Genomic DNA, 26,604 nt, shown 5'->3' on the forward strand with positions numbered 1-26,604 from the left:
GTTACATACTATGCATCAGGCTTAGTGACCGAATTGCTCTTCTTCCGTTGAGCCTTTCAGTGCAGTAACCGATGACCCACCACCTTGAATCACATTGGTCAGATCATCAAAGTAGCCGGTACCCACTTCTTGCTGGTGTGACACAAAGGTATAGCCCTTCTCCGCTGCAGCAAATTCTTCCTGTTGCAGTTTCACATACGCAGTCATGTCGTTACGCGCATAGTCGTAGGCTAGCTGGAACATGTTGTACCACATGTTGTGAACCCCAGCTAAGGTGATGAACTGGAACGCGTACCCCATCGACGCTAACTCGCGCTGGAATTTTGCAATCGTGGCATCGTCTAAGTTGCGCTTCCAGTTAAACGACGGCGAGCAGTTGTAGGCTAACAGTTTGCCCGGATATTTCGCATGAATGGCCTCGGCAAATTCACGCGCTTCATCCAAATCTGGCTTCGCAGTTTCACACCACAGTAAGTCCGCGTACGGCGCATAGGCCAGGCCGCGCGAGATAGCCTGTTGAATACCTGGCTTCACCTTATAGAAGCCCTCAGACGTGCGTTCACCAGTAATAAACGGTTGATCATTTGGGTCAACGTCATTGGTCAGCAAGTCTGCCGCGTTCGCATCGGTACGTGCCAAAATCAAGGTAGGCACGCCAGCGACGTCAGCGGCTAAACGCGCGGCCACCAGCTTTTGCACCGCTTCTTGGGTGGGTACCAAGACTTTACCACCCATGTGACCACATTTTTTCACCGACGCGAGTTGGTCTTCAAAGTGAACCCCGGCAGCACCTGCTTTAATCATGCCTTGCATGAGTTCATAGGCATTTAACACGCCACCAAAACCGGCTTCGGCATCGGCGACAATGGGTGCGAAGTAATCAATGTACGTATCGTTATCGCCGTGTACGCCCTTCGACCACTGAATTTGATCAGCGCGGGTAAAGGCATTATTGATTCGACGTACCACTTCCGGCACCGAATCGACTGGGTACAACGATTGGTCAGGGTACATGGTGCCCGAGGTATTATTGTCGGCAGCGACCTGCCAACCCGACAAGTAAATCGCTTGAATGCCCGCTTTGACTTGCTGTACTGCTTGACCACCGGTCAGTGCGCCAAGGGCATTGACATAGTTCTTACCGAACTTTTCCTGGGCTTCGCCGTTGACTAAACGCCATAGCTTATTCGCGCCACGGGTGGCAAGGGTGTGCTCGACTTTGACCGAGCCGCGCAAGCGTACCACGTCTTCTGCGCTGTAATTACGCTGAATATTTTCCCAGCGCGGGTCCGTCGCCCATTCATGTTCGAGGTCGCGCACGGCTTGTTGGAAATCTGCTGAAGTTGTCATAATTCAAAGTCCTGTTTCAAAAGTTTATAGTTGTAATGCGAAGTTAATCGAGTTGTTGGTAGCCGGGTAAGGTCAGGAACTCACTGAGCTGTTCGGCTACTGTAAGTTCGCCAAATAGCTTCACGGCGAGCTCAAAGCGTTCTGCTTGCCAGCGCGAATCGCCCACTTCGGCGCGCACCACCGCCACTTCTTCTTCAAGTAGCTGGTTAAATAGCTCACGCGTCACAGTGCGCCCATCGGCAAGTTTTTGGGCATGGGTAATCCACTGCCAAATCGAAGTCCGTGAAATCTCTGCGGTTGCCGCATCTTCCATCAGCCCATAAATAGGTACGCAACCTTTGCCCGATAACCACGCCGCAATGTATTGCAAAGACACCCGGATATTGGCACGCATACCCTGCTCGGTGCGTTCACCAGAGCACGGTGCGAGTAGGTCAGCTTGAGTCATCTCACCGTCTTGCTCACGTAACTGCCCGAGCTGGTTGTCGGCGTCGCCAAGGTGCTGCTGGTAAACCGCTTTCACCGTTGGGGCAAGGCCTGGGTGCGCTATCCAAGTGCCATCATGGCCGTTGGCAAATTCCCGCTCTTTGTCGGCTTTTACTTTGGCTAAGATCTGCTCGTTATCAGCGCTATCTTTACTCGGAATGAAGGCCGCCATGCCACCCATCGCCAGTGCTTTGCGTCGATGACAGGTAGCAATCAACAGGCGCGAGTATGCGTTCAGGAAAGGCTTGTCCATGGTAACAACCTGGCGGTCTGGCAACACGTATTCAGCGTGCGCTCGTAAGGTTTTGATATAGCTGAATATGTAATCCCAACGCCCGCAGTTCAGGGCAACAATATGGTGGCGCAATGCATGCAAAATTTCGTGCATCTGGAACACCGCTGGCAAGGTTTCTATCAGCACAGTGGCGCGGATGGTGCCGCGTGCTAAGCCAAGATGATCTTCACTAAACGTAAATACTTCAGACCACCAAGCTGCCTCACGACTGTGTTGTAGTTTAGGTAGATAGAAATACACACCAGTACCACGCTCAGCGCGGGCAACATGGTTGTGCCAGAGGTACAGCGAAAAGTCCATTAACGCGCCAGGAATCGCCTTGCCCTGCCAGGTTATATGCTTTTCAGGTAAATGCAGGCCGCGCACCCGCGCAATCAGCAGCGCTGGGTCCGGCTTTAATTCATAGTGTTTACCGCGCTCGCTGTCATGGTGCGAAATCGTGCCAAGGTTGGCATCGCGCAAATTGAGCTGGCCTTCGATTAAGCCGTTCCAGGTGGGGCTTTGCGCATCTTCAAAATCCGCCATAAAGACATCAACATCGGCATTCAGTGCGTTAATCACCATCTTGCGATCAACCGGGCCGGTAATTTCAAGGCGTCGTTTAAGTAAGTCGGCAGGTATGTCTGCGACCTGCCACTCGCCGTCACGAATATCTTGGGTCGCAGGGTCAAAGTCAGGTAACTGACCTTTGTCATACGCTTGTTGATCACGCTCGCGCTGAGCCAATAAGGTGTCTACTTCGGGGCCAAAGCGGCTCACAAGAGCGCTTAGAAAAGCGATAGCAGGTTCAGTTAGAATTTGCGTTGCAGCGTCGCTCTGAACTGAATCAGAGTCTGGCAACTTAAATGTAAGTCCCTGAATCGGAGCCTGAGTTAGTGCCTGATGTGATGTCATAGCTGTGTCCATTTTTGCACCCTTTTTGTTGGGTGATTGTTAATCTGGATACAGCATAGATGGAATTTTTTTATTAATGAAATTTATGGCTTATATTATGCGCATTTTTTATGTGAATCTATAAAACACATTCACCCCGTGAATACTAACCCAGACGACATGCTTGGGGGTACGGAAAGACATCACTCACCTCGCCGTCCAGAATCGCTTGTTGCTGCGCTTGCCAATAAGCCGGGTCGAGTAGTTCAGGGTGTAAGCGAGTAAACACTTCACGTAGCGCCGCCTTAGGGAACACATAAGTCGCAAGCTGCTCGACAAACACGTCATTCGGTGCCACCGAATGCGACCCTGCGTCTAACAAATAATCATGCGGATTAGACGCCACTGGCATGCTACGAAAATTCATCTCGGTTAAGTATTGCACCTCATCGTAGTCATAAAACACCACGCGCTTACCACGCGTCACCCCAAAGTTCTTCAACAACATGTCGCCAGGGAAAATATTCGCCGCCAACATGTCTTTTAGTGCCTGGCCGTAGTCTTGCAAAATTGCCTCGGTTTCTTCACTTGAGGCATATTCTAAATAGATATTCAGTGGAGTGAGGCGCTTTTCAATGTACATATGGCGTATCACCAAGGTCTCGCCCTCGACACACAAAGACTGCCCGATGCTCTGTTGCAAAGTTTGCAACAGGTCCGGCGACAACCGCGCCACCGGTAAGGCTACATTTGAATACTCAATGGTGTCGGCCATACGCCCGACCCTATCGTGGCGCTTGACCAATTGATAGCGCGCCAGCACAGTATCACGGCCAAATTCTTTGGTACTGCCAAAGCGGTCACGAATCACTTTAAATACATAGGGAAATGAAGGCAGCGTGAACACCATCATTACCAGACCACGCACGCCCGGTGCCTCCACCATCTGATCGTCACTTTGCGCTAAGTGGTTGAGCAACTCGCGGTAAAACTCAGTTTTACCTTGCTTGTGCAAACCAATAGCGGAGTATAAGTCGGCTTTACTTTTGCGGGGCATCAAACTGCGTAAGAAGCTCACCAACGCCGAAGGCGCGGTGGAACGCACCATAAAATACGCGCGTGCAAAACTAAAAATCACCGCCATATGCACAGGGTCAGTCAGCAATGCGTCAACGCTGACGCGACCGTCGCTATGACGTAGCAGTGGCACAATAAATGGGTAGGTATGCTGGGTGGTGACAATACGCCCAACGATATACGCGCCCTTGTTACGATAGAACGGGTGCTTGAGTACATCAATGCGTAGTTCGTGCGGTTGAATCAAACGTTCTACGGCGGTCGCCGCAAATGCGTTGCGCAGCTTATTAACCTCGGCGTCTAAATCGTCAAAGCGCCCAGCGAAACCCATGTCGTGAATAATCTGATGCAAAGTAGCGGGCACGCCTTCGAGCACCGGAAAGTACGAGCGATATTCCGCTTCCATCGGCAACGGCATGCGGTCAGCAATGGTGGTTTCGACGAAAATAAATTGGTTGTGATAGTAACGGTGGTCAAACAGCGCACAAAATACTGAGTTGTAGAAGGTTTCAGCCAGTTCGGCCTGAGGGTGAAAGCTTAGTAATGCCACGTAAGCCTGTTTAACCTGCTGCCACAAGTCAGTTTCCGGCTCGTCTGCGGCGACACTTTCGCGTAAGTTAGTGACGCACTCGCCAACCCGGGTATCGTAATAAGAAATCCGCTCAGCGGAAAGACGCTGTAAGCCCTGCCAGTCACCAGCTAAAAAGCGCCGCCCAGCATCATCGGTGAGCGCGCCAAACAAGCTGTAATGGCGGTGAAAACCTTCCAAGATAGTGCGTGCAATGCGTTCCGCGTGGGTCATAAGTGTCCTTGTGTCGATGCGCGCTGGAATATTTTGCTTATCCCCAATTTCTAGGATTGAGTTTATGCTGTGACTCAGGCAGTATGATTCAGCGTATTTATATTAAAAACTATTTAACATTATATAGGTTAATTTGTTGTATGAATCAGTTTCGTCAAATCGACCTCAACTTGCTGGTGTACTTAGACGCCCTGCTGCGTGAGCGCAATGTTACCCGCGCTGCTGAACAGCTCAATATTACTCAGCCAGCCATGAGCAACGGCCTTAAGCGCCTGCGTAATTTGCTCAATGACCCCATTTTAGTGCGTACCAGCGAAGGCATGATGCCAACCGAACGTGCACTGGCCATGCAGCCTCAAGTTCGCCAAATACTCTACAGTGTTGAAGAGGTGATTCAGCCTTCGCGTACCTTTGTTGCGCAGGAAAGCGAGCGTGTATTTCGGATTATGATCTCCGACTATGCAGCTTCGACATTGATGTCGCCACTGTTGGTTGCACTGCGGGAGCAGGCGCCAAATGTCACTATCGACCTGATGACGCCCAGCGACGTAAGTTTCCATGACGTTGAAAATGGCAAAGTGGATATCGCCGTCAACCGCTTTGACGAACTACCCCAGTCGTTCCATCAAAAGTCGCTGTGGCACGATGACTTTGCCTGCTTGTTGCACAAAGACCATCCGTTAATCGCCGATTACACCTTAGAGCAGTATTTAAAAGCGCGCCATTCATGGGTCAGTAAAACAGGCTTCGGGGTCGGTATCGGCATGGACCCGAACGACGTACAAAAACTGGGTTGGGTCGATGAAGCGTTGAACCGTTTAGGGCACCAACGCCGCATCAAGGTGTTCACGCGTAATTACCATGTGGCTATGTACTTAGCCAAAGAAGGCTTGGTCGCAACCTTGCCAAGTAAAGCCGCCAAGCTCTACCAGGACAGCCCAGACCTCGTATTACGCGAACCACCCTTTGCGATACCCAGCATTGAACTCAAAATGATCTGGAGCCCACTGCTGCAACACGACGACGGCCACCGCTGGTTCCGCCAGCTGGTCGCCGATGTCGCAGGCAGCTGCTAACCCTCACATCTAAACGTCAAAGCGCGCGGCCAACGCACGCAAATTGTCGGCGACTTGGGTCAGTTCACTACTGGCCTGAGTCATGCGCTCAGAGCCTTGCGCCGAACGTGTTGATAACTCACTAATGCCATTAATATTGGTTTCAATGTCTGTGGTCACCGAGGCCAATTCTTCCGACGCCGTCGCCACTTGCTCGTTCACCGCAGTCATTTCTTGCATCGCACCGCGAATGCCATGTAGGGCCTCATCGGCTACTTTCGAGCGCTCTAGCGTATGTTTGACCTGCTGCTGGGAACTTTGCATCACACTGACCGCAGTGCGAGTTTCATTTTGCAGGCTTTCGATGATTTGCTGAATGTCGGTGGTTGAATCCTGGGTTTTGCGCGCCAAAGAACGTACTTCATCGGCCACCACGGCAAAACCACGTCCTTGCTCACCAGCCCGCGCCGCCTCAATGGCAGCATTCAGCGCCAGCAAGTTAGTCTGCTCAGCAATGGTTTCAATCACTTCAAGCACACTACCTATGCTCTTACTTTTCGCTTCGACACCCTCTACCACCTTGGCGGCACGTTCCACCTCGTCAGCCACTTGGGTAATGGCCTGCGCGGTTTGCTTAAAGGTTTGCTCAGCCTCATCGGTACGCTGCTGCACAATTTGGGTATTCGATGCGGCCGTGGCTGCGCTATCGGCAATACCTTGCACTGTGGTCACAACCTGACCAATGGCGGTAACCGCCTGTTCAATAGCTTGTTCCTGGCGTTGAATCAGTTCATTCGCATCAATGGCGACGTCATTGGTGTTACTGGCTGCATGGGTCAATGCGCCGCTGGCTTGGTTAATCTCACCTAATAACCCGCGTAGCTTAGCTGCCATATCCAGCATAGAGCGCAACACGCCCGCTTCGCTAGTCGCTTCGGTTGTGCGTAAATCACCTTGTGCAATTTGATTAGCAATATCACGCATTTGACGAGGCTCACCACCGAGTGGCTGAGTGACCGCACGTGTGACCCAGATGCCAAGGCCTATCGCCACGACAAAGGCGACAACTACCGCGGCCAGAATGACCCAAAATGCCCGGTTAATCACGTCCCGAGCACTCGCGGTGGCGGTTTCATTTAAGCTACTTGCGCCGCGCTCAACGTCTTCCAGCGCAAAATTGACGTCTTCCACTTCGAACAACATCGCTTCAAGGGTTTGGCTTATCTCTAACCCTGTTGCGACTTGTTGCATGTATAAATCGAATAGCAAGCCTTCGGCGAACGCCAGCCGCTGCCACTCTTCTAATAAGCCTTCGATTTCTTCTAATGGGCCTGCGAATACGTTGTGCCCTGACGCTTGCAACGTTTCGATGGGAAATTCGAAGATTTCAAACACTTGCTCAATTTCTTCCCGCAGCGGGTCAATAGCCGCTTGATTTGGCTGGCTGAGTAAGTCGCGGGTCAAATACTGAATTTCCATCAATACACTTTGCATCGATACTGCGGCGGCGGTTAGTTGCGCATCGCCGACCTCTTGTTCGGCTAAAAATGCCAGCTCACCAAGCTCACCGTTCAAGAACGACGCGGTGCGGTCAAACTCGGTTAACCGACGCCTTACCTCTGCCTCAAGACGCACATGCTCGCCTTGCAATTGAAAGACGTCCCGCGCCAACGTCTCGAACTGCTGCCGCGCTTCTGCTGCGAGCACCAAAGCGTTGACTAACTCAGGGTCAGTGACGAGCTCTTCAAGGCGGCGATAACGACTTGCAAATACTTCGCTGGCTAAGTTGAAATCTTGTTCGAGTTCATCGAGTTCAGATAATGATTGGGTCGCAAGCGAGCGTCCGACCAGCGCATTCGCGCTATACATCGCACTGCTTAATTCGGCGGATGTAGTGACGGTGGGTGTACTGGTGTCGCTAACGTAGAGTAAATTATTCTCCACCTGCGCCATGTACGTTAAACCAATGGCACCGACGACACCAACTAGTAATGCAACTGCTAAGAACCCTGCGATAATCCGTGCAGACAATGTCCCTGTGATACGCTTAAGCCAAGCCATAATACCCCCCCCTTGGTCTACAAGTCACGCTTATTTATGATTGTTAGTGCGTGGACGGCAAACGTGCGACAGAACAGTAAAGTAACCTTTCCAGCAGCCCTTTGTAAACCAGCAGTCGACAAGAATCATCACTTTTTTGCAACATTTAACCCGCAAAGTTTCGAACAATAGCGGCGCATCTATGCATGTTCACTGCATTTACGTAATTCACCGTCGCTGCAAACAAAAAAGCCACCCGAAGGTGGCTAGTCAATCAAGCTAACGCGGCGTTTACTGTGCAAAGTAAAACGGTTGGCGTTGGCGCGGGTTGCTACCTAGTTCGTTCATGCTAGCGGCGTCAAATAAGCGGCCGTTAACCATCACGTGGGTCACTGCGTCTGAACTGCGGATGTCATTTAACACGTCGCCATCGACCACAATAATGTCAGCCAGTTTGCCGCGCTCAATCGAGCCAATGGCATGGTCTAAGCCTAAGGTTTTGGCCGCATCAATGGTGGCGGTGCGCAGTGCATCAAGAGGCTGCATACCACCTTGGGCCATCATCCAGATTTCCCAGTGCTGGGCCAAGCCCTCGCGTTGACCATGCGCGCCAGCAGCGACCAGCACGCCTTCTTGCTGTAACGCATGAGCGCCAGCGGCGACATTAAAGTGGTTGTAATGATGCTCTGGAGCAATATCGCGACGCATACTGCGTGGGCGCAACACCCGTGGTGGCACATACTGGCTCAAACGCGGGTGCTCCCACACGTTGCTTTCTGCATACCAATAGTTTTCACCCCAAATACCGCCATACGCGACACCTAAAGTCGGTACGTAGGCGACATCCGTCTGCTGCCAAAACTGCAGCACATCATCGTACAAAGTAGCCACTGGCAACGAATGTTCAATGGTGGTGTGACCGTCTTGCACCATGCTTAAGTTATGCTGGTACAACGAACCGCCCTCTGGCATCACCATCATCTCCATTTCGCGAGCGGCTTGAATAAATTGCTGGCGTTGGTCGCGGCGCGGTTGGTTGTAACTTTTCACCGAAAACGCCCCTGCTTTCTTCAGCCGTTCGATATGAAAACGTGCGTCATCAAGGCTGTCGACCCGAGCCGTAAAGCCTGGCCCTTCAGCGCCATACAAAATAGTACCGGTCGAGAAAATACGTGGGCCGACAATGTGTCCAGCGCGCTGCATTTCACTGGCGGCAAAAATTTGTCGGGTGTTGTTTGATGGGTCATGAATGGTAGTGACACCCAAAGATAAACCCGCGTATAACGCCCAGTTTTGCTGCGGAATAATCTGATCTTCACCTTGCGCACCATGGGCGTGGGCATCAATCAAACCGGGCAAAATAGTCTTGCCAGTGACATCCACTTGGTTGGCTTCGCGTGGAATATGCACCATACCGCGCGGCCCGACTTCAGCAATGCGATTGCCTTCAATCACCACCACCGCATCCTCAATCACTTCATCGCCGTTCATACTCACTACAGTGCCGCCGACCAAAGCGATGACTTGCTCGGGAATGTAACTACGCTGGGTAAAGCCAATGTCGGTGCCGTCAGCAGCCAATTCAACTTCACCGCGATCACGAATATCAAACAGACCGTCCAGGGATGCGCTGTACAGCTCTGGCCCTAAGGTCCAGTACAACTGGCTTGAATCCGCCGTCCAGGCAATGTTTTCACCCGCGCGCTTGGAAAGTTGCTGCACCGGGAACTGGCGCGCATTTGGGCTAATTTGAATGCTCTTTCCATGCTCAACCAATGGCGTGATATACACGCGAAAACCTTCCGCAAACGCCAGGTAACGTCCGTTCGGTGACACCTGAAACTCAGTCGCATGGGCCGACGTATATAAGGTTTTATGTTGTTGCGTGGCAATATCAATCACTCGCAGTGAAGGACCATGTGCGCTGTAGTACACCCGGTCCGAATCAGCACCAAAATGCGCATTCGAACCATGAGCGGTCAGTAATTGTGGCTCACCTTCATTCAGTGCCAAATGATAAATGCCAGGGCTCACACTATGCATTGGGTTTGACAGGTAACCGCCACGAATTTTGCGGTACACAATCGATTGTCCGTCAGGCGCGAACTGAGGCTCGACAAATTTACCTGTACCAGTATTGAGTACGCGCTCCTGGCCATTTCGCAGGTTGCGCAACACAATTTGGCCTTGCTCTTGGTCATGCCAAGTGGTGTACACCATGTAGCGGCCATCCCGCGAAAACGCTGGGAATTGCTCGAAACGCTCAGTTTGCGAAGTGACCCGACGTGGTTGATTGCCACTTCCCGGCTCAACCTCGTACAAATAACCTAACGCCTCATACACCGCACGCTGGCCGTCATTCGACACTACCATGTGGCGCAGCATTCTGACGGTGAAGTCGTCTTCTTCAATAGGCTGACGAAAACGTAATGCTTGTTGCACCTGCTTCTCGGTTTGCACCCGAAACGCAACCTGCTCGACACGTTCATCACTCACGTTCAAACGCTGAATTTGGCCTTGGGCATAAAATACCAAAGTGCTGCTGTCTTCGGTCCACCCCATGTGCGGGTACACCCCATGAATGGCCCAAGTCTCCTGCATATCACGCGAAAGCTCTGCATATACTGCGCGCTGTTCACCTGTGTTTAGGTCGTATAAAAACAACGTGCTTTGAAAGTCATCGCGGCCCACGTAGGCTAAATAACGGCCGTCTGGTGAAGGCGTAGGCCGAATTGCGCCGCCCATACCCGACAATACGGTTTCAATCTCGCCGCTTTGCATATCGTAGCGACGCACCGCATAAATGCCTGACACTGAGTCTTTTGAATATTCAAAAATATCGCCTGGGGTCACGTCTTGGGAAAAATACACGTAGCGACCATCTGGTGAGAACGCGGGTTCACCTAAGTCTTTTTGATCATTGGGGCGTTCAGTTAAACGCACGCCCTCGCCACCTTGGCGGTGGTACATCCAAATTTCACCCGCGCCGAGTGAACGGCGAGCGGTGAAATGCTTACGCGCTACTAGATATTGACCGTCTGGGCTCCATGCTGGGCTATTCAATAAACGAAAGGTTTCCTGAGTGACTTGATAAGCATCCGAACCATCGGCACCCATTACCCAAATGTTGTCACCGCCACCTTCGTCCGATGTAAACGCGATATACTGGCCGTCTGGGCTATAGGTGGGTTGCATATGCCAACCAATGCCGCCGCGCAATAATTCCGCGTCACCGCCGCTGGCGGGTATGCGAAAAATATCACCGAGCATATCGAACACGATATATTCGCCATCAGGACTGACATCGACACTCATCCATGTGCCTGTTTCGGTATCAATGGACACCGTTTTGAATTCACCTTCAGGGTCGGCCACCGACCAAGTGTCTGCGACACTAACTTGGCTGCTGGCGGCTAAGGTCGCGCCTAGCAGTAAAGAGGGAAGATATTTTTTTATCATGTTAAAGACCTTGTTGTTCGAAAACTTGTTGTACAAAAAACAGTGCGAAACGCTGAGTTAAAACGGCCACATCACCGCCAGTCCAATCACCACCAATCCGGCTAACAATGGCACTACCACCGAGACCACAAAAATGTCTTTGTAAGCCTCTTGATGGGTCAGCCCCATCAAGGTAAATAGTGCGATCACTGCGCCGCTGTGCGGCAAAGAATCAAGCCCGCCGGCGGCTAAATTGGCAATCCGGTGCAGCAGCTCTGGCTCGACACCCGCTTCTAAATACGCAGGTGCTAAGCTCGACATAAAGATTTGCAGGCCACCCGACGCCGAAGCGGTGACCCCAGAAATTAAGTTGGCCGACACGAATACCGACAACAACGCAGGCATATCGAGGGCCAATAACCAGGCAGCAAACTGATGAAAACCAGTGGTTTGAATCACCACACCGCCAAAGCCAATCACCGCAGCGGTATTAATTAGTGGCAGTACAGCGTCATCAGCACCTTGGCCCAAGGTACGATTGAAGTTCTGGCGCAAGCTTGGGAACAAGCCAATACAGGCCAAAGAGCCCAAAATAAGCGCAAAGCTCGCCCACAGCACAGGCTGGGCTAAGTAAAACCCTAACCAGGCTGAGCCTGCCGGCTCAGCGCCGAATAACAACATAATGCGTGGCACCACGATAATAGCTAACACCACAGCAATAGGAATCAACGCCTTACCAATCGGCGGCACTGCACCACTTTGCGCCGCAAGCTTTTGCATCTCTTGGTCTTGTGGCGTGGCTTGGTAGCCTTCGCCACTGGCAAGTGAGCGTTGCCACTGGCGCTGTAAATACCACATACCACCGACCGCCATAATCAGCGCAGCAATCACGCCCAACCAACCGCCAGCAAACAGGTCAGTACCAAGCTCGCGCGCGGCAATCACGTTATGAATTGACGGTGTGCCGGGCAAAGCCGTCATAGTAAAAGTGCCGGCACCCAAGGCAATGGCTGCCGCGTAGATACGGCGCGGAATATTGGCTTCACGCATTAAGGTAATACCAAGCGGATACATGGTGAAAATCACCACAAACACCACCACGCCACCATAGGTCAGTAACGCACACACCAGCATGGCCACCCACAGCGCCCGGTTGGCACCCAAACGCCGAATAAAAGCCAGCGCAATACTGCCAGCCGCTTGGCTGGTCGCCATGAAGCGCCCGAATAAGGCGCCGCATAAGAATAATAGGAAGAAGTTACCGGCAAACGAAAATGCACCGGAAGGGCCAAACGGAAAATGCTGCAGGAACACCTCAGCCATTCCCATCTGGTTGGTGACGCCAATAACTAAAATAGACAGCAGTACCGCAACAACAATATTGACCCCACGTAGGGCCAAAATAATCAGCAGCGCCAGGCCGACAACCAGCCCAAAGTGGCCAAGCATCAAGTGATTCAACATACCAGCATCCCGTCGGTGTTATTCACCGAATTATCATTATTGTATCGGTGTCGCTGTTGCATATGCGCGACATGTTTCAATTCTTTCGCATCATGACCTATCTGCGCGCAGCCTTCAACGCGCAAAAGTCCGTGCGGCGACGAAACACCTTGATTAAAAGTTAATCGGCAGCACCTATCAAATCACATGACGCATTTTTAATGCTCCGACAGCGTGGGTTTAGATTCTGCGCTACTGTCTAAAGCTGATTCTGAACCTTCCAGCAATTTTTGCGCATCCTCCTCAGGTGCTATTTGACGTACGCTATCGGCGTCAATATACACCTCGTACTGTTCTCCTCGCGTGCGTTCAAACACCATAAGTTTCTCTATCATTGTTTGAGTCAGAACTGTGCCTTGATTCACCAATAAGAAACCAATGTCGGTCACCAAGTTTCGGCTCACGACCATGCCCGCCAGCAACTGATTTAATCGGCAACGAATGACGCCGTCAGGCAATGGCTCAAGATCAAGCGATTTATCATGGATTAGCTCAATAAAACGCGCCGACATCTGTGGGTCATATACGCGCTCCGCAAATGCCCCCATGTACTCCAGAACATCCGCGCGGTTCATCATACGGTCTAACACCATGCCACGCTGCAATTCAACAAAGTCGACGGCTAGCTTTAGCAAACGTGACTCTTCTGGAATAGCCTGGCCTTCAAGCTGATCCGGATACCCGCGGCCGTCCCAACGTTCTTGATGATGGCGAATAATGGTAGATGCGCGCTGCAGGGGTTCGAGTGACAACAGCAAACTCTCGCCCATTTCTGGATAGCCGCGCAATTTGTCACGGTCCTTTCCCCGAAAGGAATCACTTGGCATCATCAAGTGCTCATCGCTCCAGGTTAGCTTACCAAGGTTATACAACGCCGCAGCCAAGGTAAGGTCATTAATTCGCGCTGTATCCCACCCGGACTCCTCCGCATAAGCTTTGACAATGGTTGATACTTTAGCGTTGGTGCGGCGTGATTTAGGCAGGCGCTGATTGATCAATGCGCCGAATACTTCGGTTGTGTTTAAGTAGCTACGCTCTAATTTTTGGTAGGCTTGGTCACGCAGTTGAATCGCCTTACGTAGCGCATTGGTTCGTTTCTTGACGCTAAACTCAAGCTGTTGGTTCATTTCCCGCAACTTTTTATTGCGTGCTTGAATCAATTTAATAAGGCGTAAGCGTTCGCGCTCGGCCTGCGCGTAGCGACCGGCATGGCGGACAATGCTGCGCACCTCATCATCATTCCATGGCTTTTGAATAAAGCGGTAAAGGTGGCCGTAGTTAATACTGCTCAATAGCGCTTCAGTGTCTGGGTAACCAGTTAATAAGACCCGAGAGCAACGCGGCCAACGCTTGTGCGCCTCAGCGAGTAGCTCGGTACCATCCATGCCAGGCATTCGAGCATCAGACACCAGCACGTCAATGTCCTGCTGTTCCATAATAGCCAGAGCCTCTGCCGCATTCTCAGCGGTTTCGAGCAAGATCGGCTCATCTTTGAGGGCTCGCTGCATAGCAGCAAGCACCTTGGGTTCATCATCCACTATCAGTACATGTATTTGCTCTTTTTTGTCCATACTTGCTCCCTGACGGGCATATCGACGTCACTTATGTAGTCTAGTTTACTTTGAGGTAAACAAATATTCTTTCGATGACCTCAGTGTTAACTATTATTGCGTTGATCATCCTGTACTTGCGCGTCACGAATACCTTGAGCTAGTGGCACCCGCAGCAGCAGTAAACCACCTACCACAAAGAATACAATCACCATCAGCAAAGCTGACTGGCGACTAAAGATATCCGCAACCACACCAAAGGTGGCAGCCAGCAACATGGCTAAACGGTTGAACACGCCCCACCAGCCAAATGAGCTGCCGCCATGACGCGACGAGGTAAGCTGGCCTACCAGCGAACGGCTCGATGCCTGAATCGCGCCAATGCCGGTGCCGGCTAGCAACGCGACGCCCATAAACAAGGTCGCCACCGACAAACCTGACATCTCCACCAAGGTGGGTAAGCTATACATCGCGCCAATCGCCACCAGCCAAATACCAATCACCGTAAATAGCGTTGGTTTGGCACCGAACTTATGCTCGACGAAACCAAAGGCGATTGCACCGCCAAAGGCACTAAACTGGGTGGCTAGAAACACGCCAATTAAATCGGCTTGAGTGAGCCCCAATTCACCGCTGCTGTAAATACCGATGAACTTAATCACCGTTTGCACACCCGCCATATAAAACACGAATGCCATCAAGAAACTAAGCAATACTGGCTGTTGGCGCGCCAGCTTAAGAATGTTGACACTCTCGCGCCAAGCCAAACGCTGGGGCGCTGCCACTTTTGGCTGGCGGCGATCTTTAAGTAAAAAGAAGGTCGGTAGTGCGAACAGCACAAAATACACGGAAATAGCCACCATCGACCATTGGTTTTGGCTGATATAGCCAGCGGTTTGGGTCTCTGGATCGGCGGTGACAATAATAATAGTGACCAATACCATGCTAATCAGGCCGCCAATATAGCCCACGCCCCAGCCTAAACCTGATATTAAGCCCATGTTTTTGCGTGCCGCGATATCCGGTAAGAACGCAGAAATAATCGCTTCACCGAGCATCCACGCGGTGTTAGTAATCAGTATCAGTGCGACGCCAAGCCAGACATCGCCGGGGCTGACAAATACCAACGCACTGGTAAACAGCGCACACACAATGGTCGACCATGCTAACAAGCGCTTCTTGCTCGCGCCTTCATCAATGCGTTGACCTATCCACGGCGACATCGCCATCGCCAGCAAGGTCGAGCCAATCAGAGCAATTGACCAATAAGCGTCCTGCCAGGTTGCCGTATCCGGCACAATGTAGGCGACAAAGAATGCCGAGTAAATAAACGAAATAACCACAGTGGTATAGGCCTGATTCGCCACATCGTACATGGCCCAAGCAAATATCTCGCGTTTACGTGCAGGGTTCGAAACAGCTGAATCGGACACGCTATACTCCTTAGAACTGAACTATTAGGCAGCGTTTTGGCGCGCCAAAATATCGCGCAACGCCGCGACCAACGCAGTAGAATGACTTATTTGCGGAAAGTGGCCGTCTGCCGCCAAACTAATTACTTCACTATCGGCCAAGGTGGTATGTAAATAATCAATCATAGAGGTTGGCACAACCACGTCTTGCTGACAATGAACAAGGCTCACTGGGCAACGAATCTGAGCATATTCGCGACGAAAATCACTATACAGAATGGCGCGCGCGAAGTTATACATAATCTGCGGATTTGATTGGATAAAGCTGGCTTGCAAGCGCGCACTTAATTCGGGTCGCGTTGAGTTCTGCATCGCGTGTTGTGCCATCTGTTGGCACCACTGCGGGTAATCCTCACGCATCAGTTGCAATGTCTGTTGTACCTCGTCGGGCTGAAAGCCTGCATCTAAATCGCTGTCACTGACATACTTCGGTGCAGGGTTTACCAACACCATACGCGAGAATGTTTGCGGCCGCGTGTGTTCAGCTAACACGCCAATACTACAACTACCGGAATGGGCAATTAATATCGGCGCATCTAAATTAAGTGCAGCCACCACGTCGAGCATATCTTCGGCGTACGCATGTAACGTGCGATATTTGTTCGCGCAGTAGGCGCTGACTTGTGAATCCCCTGAACCGACATGGTCAAACATCACCAAACGATACTGCGTCGACAACAACGGAATCACTTTGTGCCAAATACGCTGATCACACCCAAAACCATGGGTCAGTAATAGCGTCTGCGCCCCCTCGCCCATCACCACCACGTTATTTCGGCGTACTACCTGCCGTGCTCTGTCACGCATAGAAGCATGGTTCATATTGCGCTGCATCTCACGTATCTCCTTGATAGTCCCTGTGCTTGATGCGGTCGCTATAAGCTATTACTGCCTTGCCTAGCGCCTATTATTATATTGTTAATTTTTATTCCGATAGTTCAACGTCAATAATACGTGCATGGTTCACTACAATCCGAAAACGCTGCAGAATCACTCGGCCATCACCTTCCACATCACGCACCACCAAATTTAGCACATAACGCTTCTCAACGTTTTCTTCGACTACTTCGTTGTCACTAACGCGGTATACCGAATGCGAACTCGGGTTCATCACCCGCATAATCAAATCTAAGTCGAGCACAATGCTTTCGCGGGTTTCCACGTAACCACTTAAAAAACGCGTGGGTAGCATTTTGGAATCATTGCGATAATGCAAAACCGTTTCGCCACGTTGCGGCGCACTGCCCTTGCGCGCTTTACGAATTTCTTCAGGTAGTTCTTCATAGGGCATGTAATCAAGCCATTCCAGTGAGCGCCCTATGGTTTGCTCCGAATTCACATCCACATAGGTGTGCTTCCACTTCGGTCGCCCTTTACGTAGCCACAGCCATATTTTTTGTCGAATATCGTCACGGAAAAATTCACGCGCACCATATAAAAGCGCTGCAACCAGCAAAAACATCGCAGTGATATCGCCCAGAATAAGGCGGCTCTCGAACAGCAAAAATGACACCAGCGTCATTACCACCGCCGCTACGGTGGCTTTTAACCAACGCTGCTCGCCTACACCTAACTCTTGGGTCTTTCGCTTAAAGGTAATCGGATATTCAATCAAACGGCGCAATAAGCGCATTTTATTCGACATTCGCGTACTGTCGTCATTCACTACGGAGCTATTGTACTTTTGCTCATCGCGGTACTGGTGCTCACGCTTGGCTACTTTCACCAGAATGTCACGTAAGTCCTGTTGATCATCAGCAAAAGGCAAGCGCGCCGCCAGCATCAATAACTGTTGTTCAGTTTGCCACGACAAGTAGTTATCAATATTGACGTGATAACGCGACAAGCCGCTGTCTTTGGGCACATTGCGGCGCAAGCGCTTCAAAATGGTCGAGGTGAGTTCCAGCAGTTCGCCTATTTCTTCCCGCGATACCTCGCCGGTGCTAAGCAAATTGCGGCCCGCCGCTTCAATCGCAATCACATACTGGTACGCGTACAACGACAAGCTTAAACGATACTTAGGGTCTGGGCGGTCACTTTGTGTGGCACTGCGGCTAATCAGCCGACTTTGCACCAAGGGCGCTAATTGCGCACGGCTCGAATACGTGCGGTTAACGAAAATACCTTGCAGGTAAAATTCTTGCTCAGGGATAATTTGCGCATCGACATTGAGCTCACCCGGAATAAACAAGTAAAGGTCGAGGCGATGCTCGGCCGCCTCACCCAGTTCCCGGGTCAGTTTAAGGGTTTGCTCGTCTTTACGCTCTAGTCTGATCACCGCTTAGCTTTCACCATTTGCATCGTCGTTATCGTTGCCACGCAAGAAGTTTTCAACTGACTCGCCAGTGAGTTTTTTCAGCTGATAAAACAAGTAAAAAATGGCACTGAACATCACAATCATAGTCGGTAGTGCAATCACCGGGAAACTCAACGCGGTCATGCGCCCAAGTTCCTGGTTAAATTCCGTGGTGCCAGCCGGGCTGACCACTATCATCCGCGCCAAAATATAGTTTAAGGTTGCCGAGAGGAAGAACGCCCCCGCCACCATATAAGTAGCCACCTTCAGCACCCGATTGAATGCCTCGACCGTGCCACGCTCGGCAATGGCCGCATACAGTTTAGGAATGTCGAGTACCGCGTCGTTGAGTAACAGCTTGCGCACCAAGGGAAAGCGAGTGAACTGGCTTATTAGTACCGCAAGGCCAATCACGCCAGGCACTGCCGCTTCTTTAATCGCAATATACTGCGGATCAAGCTCAAGCAAGCTAATGCCGCCGGTTAACAGTACGCTGATAATACCTAAAATGGAAAAGCCGTTAATTTTACCGCTGCGCTTTAAATCATACAGCCCATAACCAATAGGAAACGCCAATGCGACCACCACGCCAAGTGCTGGACCAAGATGCTCAGGGCCACTAAAGCGCATTAAAATGACCACTGGAATAATAATATTGAACGCCAAGTTAGCTAAAAAGCCACCTTGCTTGGGCGAGTTCTTGGGGTTCGACTGAGTTTGAGCCATACAACACCTTCAGCACAAAAAAGTATGCCCGCAGTATATCACCCGCGGGCATAAGCTCTAGTGGCAATCGCCAGTTTCGTGTAAAGCCGGCTTAGATTTTAAAGCTGGCGACCAACTCGTTTAGGTTCACCGCCAAGCGCGCTAGTTCTTGGCTGCTGGCTCTGGTTTGGTTGGCACCTGACGCGGTTTGCGATGACAAGTCCTGGATATTGACCAGATTCTTGTCGACGTCTTTCGCCACCTGAGCCTGTTCTTCAGCCGCGCTGGCAATGGATGCGTTACGCTCGGATATTTTCGATACCGCCTGAGCAATGGTTTGCAGCGCATCGCCTGCGGCTTTCGCCACTTCCTGAGTTTTCTTCGCTTGATCAGAGCTGATTTGCATGCCCTTCACTGAATCAGCGCTCGATTGCTGCACCGCCGACACCATCTGCTCGATTTCTTTGGTCGAAGTTTGAGTACGATGCGCCAGCGCACGTACTTCATCAGCCACCACCGCAAAACCACGCCCTGATTCGCCAGCACGTGCCGCTTCAATCGCCGCATTTAGTGCTAACAGGTTAGTTTGCTCAGCAATACCGCCAATCACGTCTAACACGCTGGTAATGTCTTTCACTTTCGCCGCTAAGTTCTCAATATTGCGTGCAGAGTGGTTCAATTCACTCACTAAATTCTCAATATTGCTGACAGTGGTGCCCACTTGCTCACGGCCATATTGCGCCTGCTCATCGGCATTCACCGATTCTTCTGCCGCATCTTGGGCATTGCGCGCCACTTCTTCTACCGCTGCGGTCATCTCGTTCACCGCCGTAGCAGCTTGCTCAAGCTCAGCACTTTGTTGATGTAAGCCACGGGTGGAATCTTCTGTTACCGAACTCAATTCTTCTGATGTGGATGCCAACTGCTGCGCTGAATCGGCAATAGTAGCAATCGAATTGCGCAAGTTATCCTGCATGCGGTTCAAGGCTGCCAACAACTGCGTTGCTTCGTCGTTGCCCGTCACGTCAATCGCATGGGTCAGATCACCCTCAGCAATCACCTCGGCATGCTTCACCGCTTGGCGAATCGGGGTCACAATACTGCGCGTGAACAGCATCGCAAGTACTGCCACTAATACAACCGCAATCGCAATAATGAGTAAGGTGACCCACTGCGCTTGGTTGCGAACGCTATCGGCCGTTGTCGCCGCTGTTTCCATGCGCTGCTGCTGGAACGCGCTCATGCCACGAATCGATTGAATCATTTGGTCAATGACCGGTTGTAACTGCTCATAGCGCATGAGAATAGCGGCAGCAGAGCCCTCTGTTCGCGCTAACTGGCGCACGCGCTCGTCAGTTTGCCAATAGCGTTGCGCCATGCCTTCAAACTCTTGTAAGCCGGCACGACCTTGCTCGGTGCGGATGTAGCTTCGGTAAGTCGCCATCGCCTCTTCTAAGCCTTGACGGCTAGTGGCTAAGCGTTGCTCATAATCCGCACTCGTTTGGGCGTCACTTGCCGTAATTACGTTTACCGTGTACAAACGCACACGTAACATCGCTGCTTCTATATTGCCTATCGCTTGTAACGCGGGGGCGGCGTATTGGGTAATTAATTCTTCTTGCGCGGCCATGCGGTTTTGCTACACTAACGCCACTACACCAACCACCAAAACCAGCAGGCCCATAAGCGCAAAGAATAGCGTTGCGCGTACACCGACTTTGATATTTCTCAACATGGTTGTTCTCCGTAACCGGGTTTTCTTAAGTCCCGCTATGTGTTGCTACAAAGCTGACAAAATCCTGTTTTGGCAGCGGTTTAGAAAAATAATACCCTTGGAAGGCAAAGCAGCCCTTGGACAGCAACGCAACACGTTCCGCGTCACTTTCCACCCCTTCGGCTATCACATCCATGTCGAGTTTATCGGCTAGTTGCACAATTGCTTCAATAATAATTAGCTCGCGCCCGCTCTCACTACTACTCATGGCGCGCACAAAATGCTGGTCAATTTTAACTTCATCAAATGCCATCTGGGATAAGTAAGACAGCGATGAGAAGCCGGTGCCAAAGTCATCTAAAGATAATCGAACTCCGAGCTGACGCAATGCCGCCATACGTCTTATAGCTTCTTCAATGTCTTCAAGTACTAAGCTTTCAGTCAGTTCAATGGTGAGCTGCTGCGCCGCTTCTGGAAATTTTTGCAGCAACTGCTCGACTCTATGCACGAAGTCAGGTTGGTAGAACTGCCTAGGGCTGACGTTCACCGCCAGTTGCAAGCCCTTGAGGTGTTCGTCTTGTTGCCATTGTTGTAACGTTTGGCAGGCCGTACGTAATACCCAAGTCCCCAGCGGCACAATAAAGCCATTACTTTCCGCTAGCGGAATGAAGTCTGCCGGTGACACCATGCCAAAGTCCGGGTGGCGCCAGCGAATCAATGCTTCCGCCCCGTAAATCACCTGCGCAGCACCTTCTGGCTGCATTACTTTGGGTTGTATTACCTTAGGTTGCATTACCTTAGGTTGAAAGTACAGTTCAAACTCGTCGCAGGCCAAAGCCGTCGGCATTGCCTGTTCTATCTCATAGCGCCGTTGCAATTGCGCCTGCATCGCCGGGTCAAAGATACGCCACTTATTGCCACCGCTACGTTTTGCTACATGCATCGCAATGTCCGCGCGCTTGAGCAATTCAGCAGCATCAAAACTTTGCTGCTGAAACACGCAAGCACCAATACTGAGTGCGCAGGCGTAATCGTTGCCGTGTAAATCGTAAGGTTGGCTCAGGGCATGCAGAATGCGCTCAGCATGCATACCAGTCGATTTATGCGCCGCGTCAGAGCTTGCGCCCTGCTGACCTAATACCAGTACAAACTCATCACTACTTTGGCGTCCTACCACGCTGGACTTCGGTGCTAAGCGAAGTAAACGCTGACCCACCTGGCGTAATAATTCATCGCCTGTCGAGTGGCCCTGAGTGTCATTGAGGCGTTTAAAGTTATCTAAATCGATAAACAGCACCGCACCAAACTGGCCAGAACGTTCCGCCTGCTGCATATGGTCCATCAGCAAGCTTAACGTCATGCGGCGGTTAGGCAGCTCAGTCAGCGCGTCATAAAATGCCAGGTGGTGGACGGTCTGCTCGTGACGCTTTTGCTCGGTGATGTCGGCAATTACACCACTCCATGTCACAGCGCCGTCCGCTTCACGGGTCGGCGTTGCGTTACCTAACACCCAGCGCACCTGCTCGCTGCCATGGCGCACAATGCGAAATTCAATTTGCCAAGGCTCTAACGTAGATGCCGACTGATTCATTGCTTCAAGCACATTATTGACGTTTTTGGGGTGCACACAGGCCATCAAAAGCTCTGCATCAGCAATAACTTGTGCGGCGCTGACACCATACACATCTTTTACCGCTTCACTAATGTAGGGAATGCTCATCTGACCTTGCGGGCTGAGGGTGAACTCATACACCACACCAGGTACCCGTTCGGCAATCGAGTAAAAACGCGCCTCAATTAATTTCGCCTCTGCAATCGCCGCTTGCTGCTCTTGCTCCGCCCCCAGCAAACGGTAGCGCATTGCCACCACCACCATGGATATCAGCACAATAAACACCGCAGCCGCCACCGCAATGGTGACCAACGCTTGACTGTCGAGGACATGCCCTTGATACGCGTTGTAGCCATTTTGCAGTGGCATAAACACCGTCGCGTGCATAGCAACATAGTGCATGCTCGCGATTGCAAGTCCCATCAGCACCGACGACGCAAGGTTCAAGGCAAGACGCTGGCGCAAGAAGTTTTGTAGCAGAGGGCGCACACCGAGCGCTAAGGTCGCCAGCAGCACAGCGACTACAATGGAAGCTAGGAATAAGCCTGGGCGATAAAGACGATCAGCAGGTAACACCATAGCGGCCATACCCAAATAGTGCATCACGCCGATGCCAGCGCCCATCAGCACACCGCCAAGCAACACTCGACGCCAGGTAAAGTCGCCCATACTCATCACCTGCAAGGTCACAAAACCCGCCATAATCGCAGGCAGCACCGACAGCAGCGTAATCCCGCTATGGTAGGTTACAGGCACCGGCAAGCTGTACGACAGCATACCAATAAAGTGCATCGCCCAGACGCCGCTACCCATAGCAACCGCACCAAGGGCAAGCCAAACCATGCTGCTTTTGCGCCGCTCTTGTTTACGAATCAATTCAACGTGATTAAAACTGGCAAAGGCCGCCAAAATCGCTATCAGAATGGACAGCAATACTAAGCTAGGGATGTGGTGTGCGTGAAAAGCCGTAGACAAGTCTATCTCGGCTGGGGTAAACGCTAGTAACTGCAATGCGTACTCCCTTATAAATACAGTCAAAACAACATGCCAGCATGGCATTATTCGAATTGCTGTGAAGTATCCTAAGCAACTACTAATTTAGCAACGACTTTATAGTCGAATATGCGCATTATCATATGCTTAAGTGGGTATATTAACTTGGTTTGTTAAAGCGGTGAAGAACCGCGCCAGCCCTTGTTGGAATAAGGGCTGTTGCGGGTTAATTGGTGTGGGGAGGCACTTGATTGCCCGTAATAGGAGAGGAACCTGTCAGCAAAATCCATGCAGCAATGTAAAAGCCTATGACGAATTCCGAGGCGCCGAAAAAGCTGACGTAGGGTTCGACCAACTCAATCGTGATAACCACGAGCAGAATGCCCAAGCAAAAGGTGATAGCACACGCGAGCGCAAGGAAACGCCGGCCTTTTCGCAGCCTGCGCAATAAAAAGCCAGATACGCGAGAGGCCAGTAAAATACCCAGCCCAATGGAAAACAGACAAGTAAAGTAATACTGAAGCGACCAGCCCGTACTTTCGCTAAGAGCCCCTTTAGTGGCAAAGAAAGCTAACGGCATAACCAGAATCATGATCCATAACTCTGGGGTGAGGTTTTTCTCGTGCATGTTATATTTCCCTGTACCTAGTACTTCCCGAACTCAATTATTAACCGCATTACCAAGTTACCACATGTATGCCGTCGGGCTAGAAGCGCCGCTTAAAAAATCAGTCAAGCGCTCGAACGCGGTGGGCGAAAGATAATCTTCAGCGACCTCTAAAAATACACTTTCAGATGCCAGTTGGCCGCTATCTATCGCATTGCTATATGCCTGCCACAAAGCGAAAATACTTTGGTGCTGGCTTTGCAAATCATGATGCATCGCAGCGAAGAGGGCTAAGCCACAACTGTAATGTAATCGTGAATTTATGGCTACCGCCTGATGAAAACTGGTGTCCTCCCCCATGCCCTCGCTACACTCTGCTCGCGCTCTATTCAAAGTGTCACCAAGCATCCCCTGCCCTTGGCCAAGTTGCTCCATGGCAAGCCCAGCAAAGAGTTCGGCTGAGCCTTCATGTAGCCATGCTTCTGCGGGCTGGTTGCTGAATGCCTGCTTCTGATACAGATGCGCGGCTTCATGGGCGAAGAACCAAAGTATCGGCTCAGCCAGAGATTCATCGACAAAACCGTACCAATGCATAAACACTTGATTGGGTAAGACACCTCCCTGATGACCATAGCGGCCGTCATTAGTGGTGCTGTAAGACGCAAAAAGCTGCGGTTTAGTCTGCGGCTGGTCTAAACGCTCGGCAAAAAATGCCATAAACTGAGGGAGGTTCACTGCCATTAGATTGCGCAGCGATTCCGGCAACCCGGGGTCTATCACACTGATAAAATTGCCATCGTCTTGCGGCTCAGCAGCACCGACATAGAGCTTCTGACCACTATCGGAATCCTGCCAACTGGCTGAGCCTTGGTAGCGTTGGCCGTTCACAATAACGTCTTCATCGGCAGGCAATTGTATTGCCATGCTCCAGTGGGTATCGGCGTCAGTGCATTGCTCTGGACAGGCAAAGAATCGCCCAGAATGAATCAGCATGCCACCATCAGAAAACGGCGAGAATGGCGCATAATCCTTATCTAACGCAATGTAGGTGGGCGTCAACTCAGCCAGGACCGACGTGAAAGCTGCGTTATCCACACGTTTTAGATACTCGCGCTCGCCCTCGACATAGATTTGAAAAGCTTCGTTTACCTGCCAACGAGCCGCCCTACTTCGATTGGGGCTTTGATGCGTGCTTTGACTGGGGCCGCGCTGAAACTCAATGCGAGAGATCGGTTCAGAGCTTTCATAGTGCACACGCCAAGTGCCGTCATTCGATTTACTCAAGGTCGTGAGCAGGCTATCGTCAGCCCGCGCAACACCGTGCGCTAGCGAGATAAATAAAATAATGATGACAATGTGCATACAGGCCGCCTGTGAATTTGTTGGTCAACGATAAGTTATCAGAGCGTTGTTAGCCTGGCATGTGTTTAGGCGTCGAATATTGTAAGGAACTGTGTTGTTGGGGTTGTGCTTGATGCCAGACGACGTTAAAGATTAATAAGACTCCTGTTTGAATAAGCGCTTGAACTTCTCATTCGAGCACTAGCGGTCTGCCATTGGTTTTGTCGATATTACAGTAGTAGATTCCCGATTGCGCCGGATACGCTCATTGACTGAGATACCAAGGCCTTTCTTTGCTCAAAGGTAGGCGAGTCAGAGACCGTGACCAAGATATCTACGTCGCTGTCGCGCTGCAAACCACCAACGACGGCAGAGCCAAATAGATAAATGCCGATGATCGAATCACCAAGCACACCTTCAACGGCTGCCTGTGCCTGCTTCGCTTCATCTGGTATCTCTATATTTGCCATGTTCTCCGGAAACTCCTCTCGCCCTAATGCCCGCCATCACCGGTGAAAAAACTGCAGCGAAGCGGAGGGATTGGCATCCGGTGCATGGCTGGGTTATGTTTCGTTTGCTGGTAATTCGAGCTGCCTCTCACTCCGCCAGGCTCGTATGAGCAGAACCTCTTTAGCCTGCCTGAGATAGACAACTCGAAACTGCGCGTGAATCAATTCGCGAATATGATCCATGTAGAATTCAGGAACAACTCGGCCAGCATCCGGGTGGATTTGAAGCATTTCACAGTGCTCTAGGATAGCAGCCACGAAATCATCACCGATATGTGGCACATCCTGCTCTTTGTAATACTCCTGAATAGCCTGTAAGTCCTCGAGAGCAGACTGTGCTAAGCGTAGTTCCATTTACTTGATACCCAACGTTTTCTTGGCGTCCTCCAACGATACGGTGTTGCCCTCGCGAACATCCATAAGCCCCCGCGCCACCGCCTTTACAAACCTCAATTCCTCTGCGGTTCTCTCATAATCCTCGAGCCCCTGAACAACAGCTATGCCGCGGCCACGGCTGGTGAGCAGGATGGGGCGATGCGTATCTTGCGCTCGACCAACCACCTTTCCGGGATTGATCTTCAGGTCTGATAGAGGAATGACATCCTCGGAAAATTTCACTTGCATAGTGATTACCTAGTCAACTATTTGGTGCCATTAATAGCACCAGTTAACAGGTTCGGTCAAGAAACATAACGCCGCCAACACGCGCGGCTTTGTAGTGGAGGCGAAGCCGCAACGAAAAAGCTGTCGCAGTGATTGGCTTTGATACTCATTGAGCCTTCTCCCCAGTCTAGCCAGCTTGGCTAAACTGGAAGGCGACCAAACCAAAAAGGAGAAGACCCAATGAATTTTTACAATAGCACCCATCAGCATTATTGTGGAATCG

General features: G+C 51.1%; 20 protein-coding genes. 1 reads left to right on the forward strand and 19 read right to left on the reverse strand.

The annotated features are described in order from the left end of the window. Positions 1-21: 21 nt before the first annotated feature. The 3 genes from aceA to aceK all read right to left on the reverse strand — a co-directional run bounded on the left by aceA (position 22) and on the right by aceK (position 4,883). Complete coding sequence (aceA, locus tag CWE07_RS12645) at positions 22-1,350, reverse strand: isocitrate lyase (protein WP_111570204.1); 1,329 nt, start codon at positions 1,348-1,350, stop codon at positions 22-24. A 43-nt stretch (positions 1,351-1,393) separates the two neighbouring features. Further along, positions 1,394-3,025, reverse strand: a complete 1,632-nt coding sequence (aceB, locus tag CWE07_RS12650) for a malate synthase A (protein ID WP_111570223.1) — start codon at positions 3,023-3,025, stop codon at positions 1,394-1,396. Between the two features lie 145 nt (positions 3,026-3,170). Beyond that, positions 3,171-4,883: a bifunctional isocitrate dehydrogenase kinase/phosphatase gene (gene aceK, locus CWE07_RS12655; RefSeq protein WP_111570205.1), complete on the reverse strand. Its 1,713-nt coding sequence runs from the start codon at positions 4,881-4,883 to the stop codon at positions 3,171-3,173. A 140-nt stretch (positions 4,884-5,023) separates the two neighbouring features. On the opposite strand from aceK, the gene CWE07_RS12660 reads away from it, so the two are divergent. Continuing rightward, positions 5,024-5,959, forward strand: a complete 936-nt coding sequence (locus CWE07_RS12660; protein ID WP_111570224.1) for a LysR family transcriptional regulator — start codon at positions 5,024-5,026, stop codon at positions 5,957-5,959. Between the two features lie 9 nt (positions 5,960-5,968). Here CWE07_RS12660 and CWE07_RS12665 read toward each other — a convergent pair whose 3' ends face one another. From CWE07_RS12665 to CWE07_RS14435, 16 genes are all read right to left on the reverse strand, one after another. Then, positions 5,969-7,999: a methyl-accepting chemotaxis protein gene (locus tag CWE07_RS12665; RefSeq protein ID WP_111570206.1), complete on the reverse strand. Its 2,031-nt coding sequence runs from the start codon at positions 7,997-7,999 to the stop codon at positions 5,969-5,971. 270 nt (positions 8,000-8,269) lie between these two features. Next, on the reverse strand, positions 8,270-11,437 hold the full coding sequence (locus tag CWE07_RS12670) for an amidohydrolase family protein (protein ID WP_111570207.1): 3,168 nt from the start codon (positions 11,435-11,437) through the stop codon (positions 8,270-8,272). A gap of 57 nt (positions 11,438-11,494) precedes the next feature. Further along, complete coding sequence (locus CWE07_RS12675) at positions 11,495-12,880, reverse strand: GntP family permease (protein WP_241974142.1); 1,386 nt, start codon at positions 12,878-12,880, stop codon at positions 11,495-11,497. A 197-nt stretch (positions 12,881-13,077) separates the two neighbouring features. Then, positions 13,078-14,490 carry a response regulator c-di-GMP phosphodiesterase, NosR family gene (gene nosR, locus CWE07_RS12680; protein ID WP_111570208.1) on the reverse strand — a complete coding sequence of 471 codons (1,413 nt, stop codon included), beginning with the start codon at positions 14,488-14,490 and terminating at the stop codon, positions 13,078-13,080. A gap of 86 nt (positions 14,491-14,576) precedes the next feature. Beyond that, positions 14,577-15,902 (reverse strand): MFS transporter, encoded by a 1,326-nt coding sequence (locus CWE07_RS12685; protein ID WP_111570209.1) that lies wholly within the window; start codon positions 15,900-15,902, stop codon positions 14,577-14,579. A gap of 24 nt (positions 15,903-15,926) precedes the next feature. Then, positions 15,927-16,775 carry an alpha/beta fold hydrolase gene (locus CWE07_RS12690; protein WP_111570210.1) on the reverse strand — a complete coding sequence of 283 codons (849 nt, stop codon included), beginning with the start codon at positions 16,773-16,775 and terminating at the stop codon, positions 15,927-15,929. A 91-nt stretch (positions 16,776-16,866) separates the two neighbouring features. Next, the gene (locus CWE07_RS12695) at positions 16,867-18,219 is read right to left on the reverse strand and encodes a hypothetical protein (RefSeq protein ID WP_111570211.1); all 1,353 of its coding nucleotides are present in this window, start codon (positions 18,217-18,219) and stop codon (positions 16,867-16,869) included. 3 nt (positions 18,220-18,222) lie between these two features. After that, positions 18,223-18,963, reverse strand: coding sequence for a VC0807 family protein (locus tag CWE07_RS12700; RefSeq protein WP_111570212.1), 741 nt, complete (start codon positions 18,961-18,963; stop codon positions 18,223-18,225). A 91-nt stretch (positions 18,964-19,054) separates the two neighbouring features. Next, positions 19,055-20,572 carry a methyl-accepting chemotaxis protein gene (locus CWE07_RS12705; RefSeq protein ID WP_146608521.1) on the reverse strand — a complete coding sequence of 506 codons (1,518 nt, stop codon included), beginning with the start codon at positions 20,570-20,572 and terminating at the stop codon, positions 19,055-19,057. A gap of 130 nt (positions 20,573-20,702) precedes the next feature. After that, on the reverse strand, positions 20,703-23,279 hold the full coding sequence (locus CWE07_RS12710) for a bifunctional diguanylate cyclase/phosphodiesterase (protein ID WP_181452296.1): 2,577 nt from the start codon (positions 23,277-23,279) through the stop codon (positions 20,703-20,705). 208 nt (positions 23,280-23,487) lie between these two features. Continuing rightward, positions 23,488-23,889, reverse strand: coding sequence for a hypothetical protein (locus CWE07_RS12715; protein WP_111570214.1), 402 nt, complete (start codon positions 23,887-23,889; stop codon positions 23,488-23,490). 57 nt (positions 23,890-23,946) lie between these two features. After that, entirely contained in the window at positions 23,947-25,230 is a 1,284-nt protein-coding gene (locus CWE07_RS12720) for a hypothetical protein (RefSeq protein WP_111570215.1), read from the reverse strand. A gap of 209 nt (positions 25,231-25,439) precedes the next feature. Continuing rightward, positions 25,440-25,679, reverse strand: coding sequence for a nucleotidyltransferase domain-containing protein (locus CWE07_RS12725; protein ID WP_111570216.1), 240 nt, complete (start codon positions 25,677-25,679; stop codon positions 25,440-25,442). A gap of 93 nt (positions 25,680-25,772) precedes the next feature. Continuing rightward, positions 25,773-26,072, reverse strand: a complete 300-nt coding sequence (locus tag CWE07_RS12730; protein WP_111570217.1) for a type II toxin-antitoxin system RelE/ParE family toxin — start codon at positions 26,070-26,072, stop codon at positions 25,773-25,775. Further along, positions 26,073-26,342, reverse strand: coding sequence for a type II toxin-antitoxin system Phd/YefM family antitoxin (locus CWE07_RS12735; protein ID WP_022990375.1), 270 nt, complete (start codon positions 26,340-26,342; stop codon positions 26,073-26,075). It lies immediately after the preceding gene. Between the two features lie 30 nt (positions 26,343-26,372). Continuing rightward, the coding region (locus tag CWE07_RS14435) for a hypothetical protein (RefSeq protein ID WP_206750623.1) at positions 26,373-26,604 on the reverse strand (232 nt) is incomplete at its 5' end.

This window comes from Aliidiomarina maris (assembly GCF_003987335.1).
GTDB lineage: Bacteria > Pseudomonadota > Gammaproteobacteria > Enterobacterales > Alteromonadaceae > Aliidiomarina > Aliidiomarina maris.